The 7322-nt window shown below is 70.3% G+C and carries 8 protein-coding genes; all 8 read left to right on the top strand.

Going from position 1 to position 7322, the window contains the following annotated elements:
• The coding region (locus EIO58_RS09785) for a phosphoenolpyruvate--protein phosphotransferase (protein ID WP_164861615.1) at positions 1-991 on the top strand (991 nt) is incomplete at its 5' end.
• On the top strand, positions 988-2550 hold the full coding sequence (locus EIO58_RS09780) for a PTS mannitol transporter subunit IICB (RefSeq protein ID WP_240658703.1): 1563 nt from the start codon (positions 988-990) through the stop codon (positions 2548-2550). The genes EIO58_RS09785 and EIO58_RS09780, both read left to right, overlap by 4 nt.
• A gap of 105 nt (positions 2551-2655) precedes the next feature.
• Entirely contained in the window at positions 2656-3093 is a 438-nt protein-coding gene (locus EIO58_RS19320; protein ID WP_240658701.1) for a PTS sugar transporter subunit IIA, read from the top strand.
• Positions 3093-4247, top strand: coding sequence for a mannitol-1-phosphate 5-dehydrogenase (locus tag EIO58_RS09775; protein WP_127819378.1), 1155 nt, complete (start codon positions 3093-3095; stop codon positions 4245-4247). The genes EIO58_RS19320 and EIO58_RS09775 overlap by 1 nt, the downstream gene beginning before the upstream one ends.
• 86 nt (positions 4248-4333) lie before the next feature.
• Positions 4334-5191 carry a flavin-containing monooxygenase gene (locus EIO58_RS19525; protein ID WP_274543210.1) on the top strand — a complete coding sequence of 286 codons (858 nt, stop codon included), beginning with the start codon at positions 4334-4336 and terminating at the stop codon, positions 5189-5191.
• Positions 5119-5757 carry a hypothetical protein gene (locus EIO58_RS19520; protein WP_274543209.1) on the top strand — a complete coding sequence of 213 codons (639 nt, stop codon included), beginning with the start codon at positions 5119-5121 and terminating at the stop codon, positions 5755-5757. Before EIO58_RS19525 ends, EIO58_RS19520 begins: the two co-directional genes overlap by 73 nt.
• Positions 5754-6365 carry a hypothetical protein gene (locus EIO58_RS09765; protein ID WP_240658699.1) on the top strand — a complete coding sequence of 204 codons (612 nt, stop codon included), beginning with the start codon at positions 5754-5756 and terminating at the stop codon, positions 6363-6365. The genes EIO58_RS19520 and EIO58_RS09765 overlap by 4 nt, the downstream gene beginning before the upstream one ends.
• 54 nt (positions 6366-6419) lie before the next feature.
• Positions 6420-7322 (top strand): sensor histidine kinase (locus EIO58_RS09760; protein ID WP_127819377.1); only part of this gene is annotated, 903 nt, incomplete at its 3' end.

Genomic DNA, 7322 nt, shown 5'->3' with positions numbered 1-7322 from the left:
GGCCGCGGCATCCGCCCCCATCACCGACGGCGCGCTCGCCGACGGGACGGCGGTGCCGCTGCTGGCGAACCTCGGCAACGCCGACGGCGCCGCCGACGCGGTGGCGCTCGGGGCCGAGGGAGTGGGCCTGTTCCGCACCGAGTTCCTGTTCCTGAGCGCGAACCAGGCGCCGACCGTCGAGCAGCAGCGCGAGGCGTATACGAAACTGCTCGCGGCGTTCCCCGGCAAGAAGGTCGTCGTGCGCGTGCTCGACGCGGGTGCCGACAAGCCACTGCCGTTCCTCAACGACGCGCACGAGGAGAACCCGGCGCTGGGCCTGCGCGGACTGCGCGCGCTGCGCGCGAGTCAAGACATCCTGCGCGAGCAGCTGACGGCGCTCGCCGAGGCTGATGCCGTGACCGGCGCCGATCTGTGGGTGATGGCGCCGATGGTGGCGACGGTCGAGGAGACAGAGTACTTCGTCGACATCGCGCGCGACTACGGCATCAAGACCGCCGGGGTGATGGTCGAAGTGCCGTCGTCGGCGCTGCTGGCCGACCGCATCCTCGAGCACGCGGACTTCGCCTCGATCGGCACGAACGACCTGACGCAGTACACGCTCGCCGCCGACCGGCTGCTCGGCTCGGTCGCAGCGTTCCAGGACCCGTGGCACCCCGCGGTGCTGCGCCTCATCCGCGAGGTCGGCGACGCCGGTCGCACCCATGCCAAGCCCGTCGGCATCTGCGGCGAGGCCGCCGCGGATCCGCTCCTGGCCGTCGTGCTCGTGGGCCTCGGCGCCACGAGCCTGTCGATGGCCCCGACCGCGCTCGCCGACGTGCGAGCCACCCTGCTGCAGCACACTCTCGACGACGCTCGCGAGATCGCTGCAGCTGCCCTGTCCGCGTCCGACGCGGCATCTGCTCGCGTCGCGGCGGAACGCGCCGCGACGCGGAGAGCGAACACCGCGGCAGAGCATGCCGCGTCCACCGGAAACAAGGAGACACAGTCATGACAACGGCGTCTGCACCCGCCACCAGAGGCGGATCGAGGGCACGAGTCGGAGTCCAGCGATTCGGCACGTTCCTGTCCGGCATGATCATGCCGAACATCCCCGCGCTCATCGCGTGGGGTATCTTCACGGCCTTCTTCATCGATGTGGGGTGGACGCCGAACGCGGACCTCGCGACGATCGTCGGGCCCTTCATCCACTACGCACTGCCCCTGCTGATCGCCTACACCGGCGGCAGCATCGTGTACAACGTTCGCGGTGGCGTGGTCGCGGTCATCGCGACGATGGGCGCGATCGCGGGGTCCGACCTGCTCGTCGCGAACTTCAACGCCGCTCTGGCCGAGGGCGAGCGGCCGCTCAACGAGGTGCACATGTTCATCGGAGCGATGATCCTCGCTCCGATCGCGGCGTACACGATGAAGTGGCTCGACAGCCTGTGGGACGGCAGGATCAAAGCGGGCTTCGAGATGCTCGTCAACATGTTCTCGGCCGGCATCTGGGGCTTCGTCCTGGCGATCCTCGGGTTCTACCCGATCGCCTGGCTGGTGAACGGCCTCATGCAGGCGCTTGGGAACGCCGTGAACTGGCTCGTCGAGGTGAATCTGCTTCCCCTCACGAGCATCCTCATCGAACCGGCCAAGGTCTTCTTCCTCAACAACGCCATCAACCACGGCGTGCTGACGCCGCTGGGCATCCAGCAGTCGGCCGAGGACGGCTCGTCGATCCTGTTCCTGCTCGAGGCAAACCCCGGCCCTGGTGTCGGGCTGCTGCTCGCCTTCACGTTCTTCGGCCTCGGCGCGGCGCGCGCATCGGCGCCCGGTGCGGCAGTGATCCAGTTCTTCGGCGGCATCCACGAGGTGTACTTCCCGTACGCGCTCATGAAGCCGATCCTGATCCTGGCGCTCATCGCGGGCGGCATGACCGGCGTCACCACGAACATGCTCCTGGGCGGCGCACTGCGGGCACCCGCGGCGCCCGGCAGCATCATCGCGGTCCTCGCGCAGACGGCGACCGGCGCGTACGTCGCGGTCATCCTCTCGGTGATCCTGTCGGCGACGGTGACGTTCCTCGTCTCATGGGTGATCCTGCGGGCGTCGCGCAAGCGCGACCTCGAGGCGATGGCGGCGACCGACGACGCGTTCGGCGCGGCGATCACCCAGACCGAGGCGGCGAAGGGCAAGTCGTCGGAGCACTTGAGCGGCATGCGTGGCGGCGCGGCGACCCAGGCCGACGGCGGCGTCGAGCCGGCGGTCATGACGGAGCGGGAGATCCGCAACATCGTGTTCGCGTGCGACGCGGGCATGGGGTCGTCGGCGATGGGCGCGAGCGTGCTGCGCAACAAGATCAAGAAGGCGGGCATCGAAGACGTCACGGTCGTCAACAAGGCGATCGCGAACCTGGACGCGTCGGCCGACCTGGTGATCACGCAGAACCAGCTCACCGATCGCGCCCGGCAGCAGACGCCTGGCGCGGTGCACGTCTCGGTCGACAACTTCATGAACTCGCCCAAGTACGACGAGGTCGTAGACCTCGTCCGTGCCCAGCACCAGGATGGTGCGTAGGCGCTGAGGCAGCGGTGGGGCCGGGCAGGCAGGAAGCCCCCGGCCCCACCGTCTCCGTGCGAGCGCCGCGCCGCAGCATCCGTAATTCGACGAAAGGCGACAGACATGGCCAAGGACGTACTGACCCTCGGACAGGTGCGGATCCACTCCGGCAGCGCGACGCGCGAGGAGGCGATGAAGGAGGCCGCCGACATCCTCGAGGCCGCGGGCGCCGTCACGAGCGCTTACTTCGACGCGATGCAGCAGCGGGAGCAGACGGTGTCGACCTATATGGGCAACGAGCTCGCGATCCCCCACGGCACCAACGAGACCAAGAACGCGATCCTCGAATCGGCGCTGTCGGTCGTCCGCTACGACGGCGGCGTCGACTGGGGCGGCGAGCCGGTGACGTTCGTCGTCGGCATCGCAGGCAAGGGCGACGAGCACCTCGAGATCCTGTCGCAGATCGCGATCCTCTTCTCCGAGGAGGACGACGTCGCCAGGCTCAAGACCGCGCAGACCCCCGAGGAGCTGTTCGCCCTGGTCTCGGCGGCGGGCGTGTGATGAAGGCGGTCCACTTCGGCGCCGGCAACATCGGCCGCGGTTTCGTGGGCCTTCTGCTGCACGAGGGCGGCTACGAGGTGGTGTTCTCGGACGTTGCGGCCCCGCTCGTCGACGCCATCAACGCGGCGAGCCGCTACACCGTGCACGAGGTCGGCGCGGGCGGCCGCGACATCGAGGTGACCGGGTTCCGGGCGATCAACAGCGCCGAGCACCCCGATCGCGTGATCGAGGAGATCGCGACCGCCAACATCGTGACCACCGCGGTCGGGCCGAGCGTGCTGAAGTTCGTCGCGCCGCTGGTCATGTCGGGACTCGCGCTGCGGGATCCCGCGTCGCCCGCACTTCAGATCATGGCGTGCGAGAACGCCATCAACGCCACCGACCTGCTGCACGACGAGATCGTGGCGCTCGCCGGAGACGCGTGGGACGCCCTGTCGTCGCGCGCCGTCTTCGCAAACACCGCCGTCGACCGGATCGTGCCGGCGCAGTCTGACGGACACGGCGTCGATGTCACGGTCGAGCCATTCTTCGAGTGGGCGATCGAGCGGCCGCCGTTCGGCGACGAGCCGCCGCGCATCCCCGGCGCGCACTTCGTCGACGACCTCGCACCCTACATCGAGCGCAAGCTCTTCACCGTCAACACCGGGCACGCGGCGACCGCGTACCTCGGGGCCCGGGCCGGCGTCGAGACGATCGCCGCGGCGCTCGCCGACCCGGCAATCGCCGCGACGGTGGAAGCGGCGCTCGAAGAGACCTCGGCGCTGCTCGAGGCCAAGCACGGACTCGACGCCGGCGACCTCGCGGTGTACCGGGCGACGATCCTGAACCGGTTCCAGAACGACGCGCTCCCCGACACCGTGTGGCGGGTCGGGCGGCAGCCGCTGCGCAAGCTCTCGCGCCACGAGCGGTTCGTCGGTCCTGCAGCCGAGGCGGCCGAACGAGGGCTGAGCGTCGACGCGCTCGTCGACGCGATGGGTGCCGCACTCGCGTTCGACGACTCGGAGGACCCGCAGTCTGTCGACGTGCAGCGGATGCTGCGCGGGCAGGACGCGGCATCGTTCACGGCATCCGTCACCGGCCTCGACCCGACGCACCCGCTCTTCGCGCGCGTGGAGGCGGTGGTCGCGGCGCGGCAGGCCGAGCTGCGCCCGTGAGGCCGATTTCGGCCTGAGTCCCTTCGCGCTTAGGGTCGTTGCCTGGGGTCGGCACGACGAGGTGTGGAGACGTACATGAGGGACGCATGAGCGCGCGCCGGTATGCGGTCATCGGCGCCGGGCCATCGGGACTGTCGGCGGCGCGCGCCCTGCAGAAGGCGGGCATCGCGTTCGACGGCTACGAGGCCTCGCGTGGCGTCGGCGGCCTGTGGGACATCGAGAACCCGCGCTCGACGATGTACGAGTCGGCGCACCTCATCTCGTCGCGCACGACCACCGAGTTCGCCGAGTTCCCGATGCGCTCGCGGGCCGACTATCCCAGCCACCGCGAGCTCATCGAGTACTTCCGCGCGTTCGCCGAGCGCTTCGGGCTCACCGAGCGGTTCCGCTTCGACACGAGGGTCACCTCGCTCGATCGCGACGGCGACGGCGACGGGTGGACGCTGCGAGCCGCCCCTTCGACACGCTCAGCGGCCGGGGGTCCGAGCTCAGGGACCGGGAGCACAGACTCGATCGCGCGGCGGTACGACGGGGTGATCCTCGCCAACGGCACGCTCGCCGAGCCGAACGTGCCGGCCCTCCGCGGCGAGTTCACGGGCGAGCTGCTGCACACCAGCGCGTACAAGACCGCGACGCAGCTGACGGGCAAGCGGGTGCTCATCATCGGCGCCGGGAATTCGGGCTGCGACATCGCCGTCGACGCCGTGCACCACGCGGCGTCGGTCGAGATGAGCGTGCGACGCGGGTACTACTTCGTGCCGCGATACCTCTTCGGCAAGCCGTCCGACACGCTCAACCAGGGGCGACCCTGCCGGCTCCCGTCAAGCAGTTCGTCGACAAGCGCGTGCTGCGCGCGTTCACCGGTGATCCGGTGCGGTTCGGGTTCCCCCGGCCCGACTACAAGCTCTACGAGTCGCACCCGATCGTCAACACGATGGTGCTGAACCACCTCGGACAGGGCGACCTGCGCATCCGTCCCGACGTCGACCGGTTCGACGGCCGCACCGTTCACTTCCGCGACGGCTCGTCGGGCGAATACGACCTGGTGCTCCTCGCGACGGGCTACACGCTGGACTACCCGTTCGTCGCCCGCGACGAGCTGAACTGGACGGGCTGGTCGCCCCGCCTCTACCTCAACGTCTTCCCGCCGTCGTTCAACGGGCTGTACGTCATGGGCATGATCGAGGCCTCCGGCATCGGCTGGCAGGGCCGCTACGAGCAGGCCGAGCTCGTCGCCGCGTACCTCGCCGCCATCGAGCTGCATCCCGAGCGCGCGGCCGTCTTCCGGGCGAGGGTCGCCCACGAGCCCTGGCCCGATCTCACCGGCGGCTACCGCTACCTGGGCCTCGAGCGCATGTCGTACTACGTCAACAAGGACGCGTACCGCCGGGCCGTGCGCGCGGCGACCGAAGGACTGCGGACGGATGCCTCGGCGCAGGCCCCCCGCCGAGGCATCCGTTCGCTCACCGTCAGACCGGCCCGCCGTCACACCCGAAAGGCCTCCGCGTGAACCCCGACGACGTGGTCCTCGACTTCACGCCCGGCACGCTCGTGATCCTCAACGTCGTGCTCGGGCTCATCATGTTCGGCATCGCGCTCGACACCATTCGCGCTCACGCTGATCCTCCCCGTCACGCCGTCGATGGCGCTCGGCATGATCCTGTGTTCCGCATCGGCACCATCCTCGGCCCCACCGTGCGCAATCAGATCACGGCCCTGTGGGACGGCAGGGCGATCCTGGGCGTCCGCGGTTCTGACTCCCCCTTCGTGTTCGTGTGGGTCGACGACGTCGCCGCCGCCATGGCGCGGGCGGCGACCGACGGCCCTCCCGGCACCTACAACGTCGCAGGCGACGGCCGCGTGACTGTCCACGAGATCGGCCGGCGCCTGGGCAAGCCGGTGATCGCCGTGCCCGCGCGCCTGCTCGCGTTCGGTCTGCGGATCGGACGGATGCTGCGCCTCACGGTCCACGGACCGGAACAGATCGGCTTCCTGCGCCACCGGCCGGTGCTCGCGAACGACGCGCTCACGCGCGACTTCGGATTCACGCCGGCCAAGACATCGGCGGTGGCGTTCGAGGTCTACCTCGCCACGCACCCCGGCGTCGCGCGGCGCTGACTCCCCGACCCCCGCCGACCTGGAAGACTGGGCAGGTCGGAAGGGGGCACAGGGATGATGAGCCAGCCCTCCGACGTGACCGGGCGTGGCGAGACGTGGCTGTGGATCGTCGTGTCGGCGGTGGCCGTAGCCATGGTCGCCGTGCAGACGCCGATCGCGACGGCCCTGTACGGCGTGCCCCTCGCGATGGCGTTCACCCTCACGGTGCTGCACGCCGGCGCACTCCCGCTGGCGCTGCGCTGGCCCGTCGCCGCCGCCGTGGTCTCGGTGGCAGCGGCGTTCACGCTGCAGTGGCTCACCGCGCCGATCCCGACCGCCCCGTGGCCGTGGACGGTGACTGCCGAGATCACCCAGTTCTTCGTGGTGCTCCTGCTGGCGCTGCGGACCGTGTGGCAGGTGGCCACGGCCGCCCTCCTCGCCTCCGTCGCGGGCTCGACCCTCGTTGCCTTCGCGCACGGCGCGGAGCTGGCGGATGCCGCAGCCGTCGACAACATCGTCTTCGTGTCGATCGGCGCCGGCGTGCTCGGCATCGGCATCATGGTGCGCCAATGGCGCCGCATCCGGGTCCAACTCGTACGCGAGCAGCGGGTCAGCGCGGAGGAGCTGTCGCGGCGCGTCGTCGCAGAGGAGCGCACGCGCCTCGCACGCGACCTGCACGACGTGATCGCGCACAGCATGTCGGTGATCAGCGTGCAGGCGGCGAGCGCCCCCGCGCGGCTCGGCGGGGTGGAACCGCGCACGGCGGAGGAGTTCGCCGACATCGCCGCACAGGCGCGCACCGCGCTGCGCGAGATGCGGGTGCTGCTGGGAGCCCTGCGCGACGACGAGGCGGCGCCCGTCGAACCGCAGCGCGGCATCGCCGACATCGCCGTGCTGGTACGCCAGACCGCGCAGGCCGGTGCCGACGTGCATCTGGACTGGAAGGGCTCCCGCTCGCCGCGCCTGACGGCCGTGGCC

The organism is Microbacterium sp. CPCC 204701 (genome assembly GCF_004010105.1).
GTDB lineage: Bacteria > Actinomycetota > Actinomycetes > Actinomycetales > Microbacteriaceae > Microbacterium.
The sequence above is the reverse complement of the archived record's forward strand: the minus strand, read 5'-3'. Positions and strand labels throughout refer to the sequence as shown.

Bases quoted from the DNA above. Each gene is read 5' to 3' on its own strand.
- EIO58_RS09775 (WP_127819378.1), top strand. From the start codon at position 3,093: ATGAAGGCGGTCCACTTCGGCGCCGGCAACATCGGCCGCGGTTTCGTG.
- EIO58_RS19525 (WP_274543210.1), top strand. From the start codon at position 4,334: ATGAGCGCGCGCCGGTATGCGGTCATCGGCGCCGGGCCATCGGGACTG.
- EIO58_RS09780 (WP_240658703.1), top strand. From the start codon at position 988: ATGACAACGGCGTCTGCACCCGCCACCAGAGGCGGATCGAGGGCACGA.
- EIO58_RS19320 (WP_240658701.1), top strand. From the start codon at position 2,656: ATGGCCAAGGACGTACTGACCCTCGGACAGGTGCGGATCCACTCCGGC.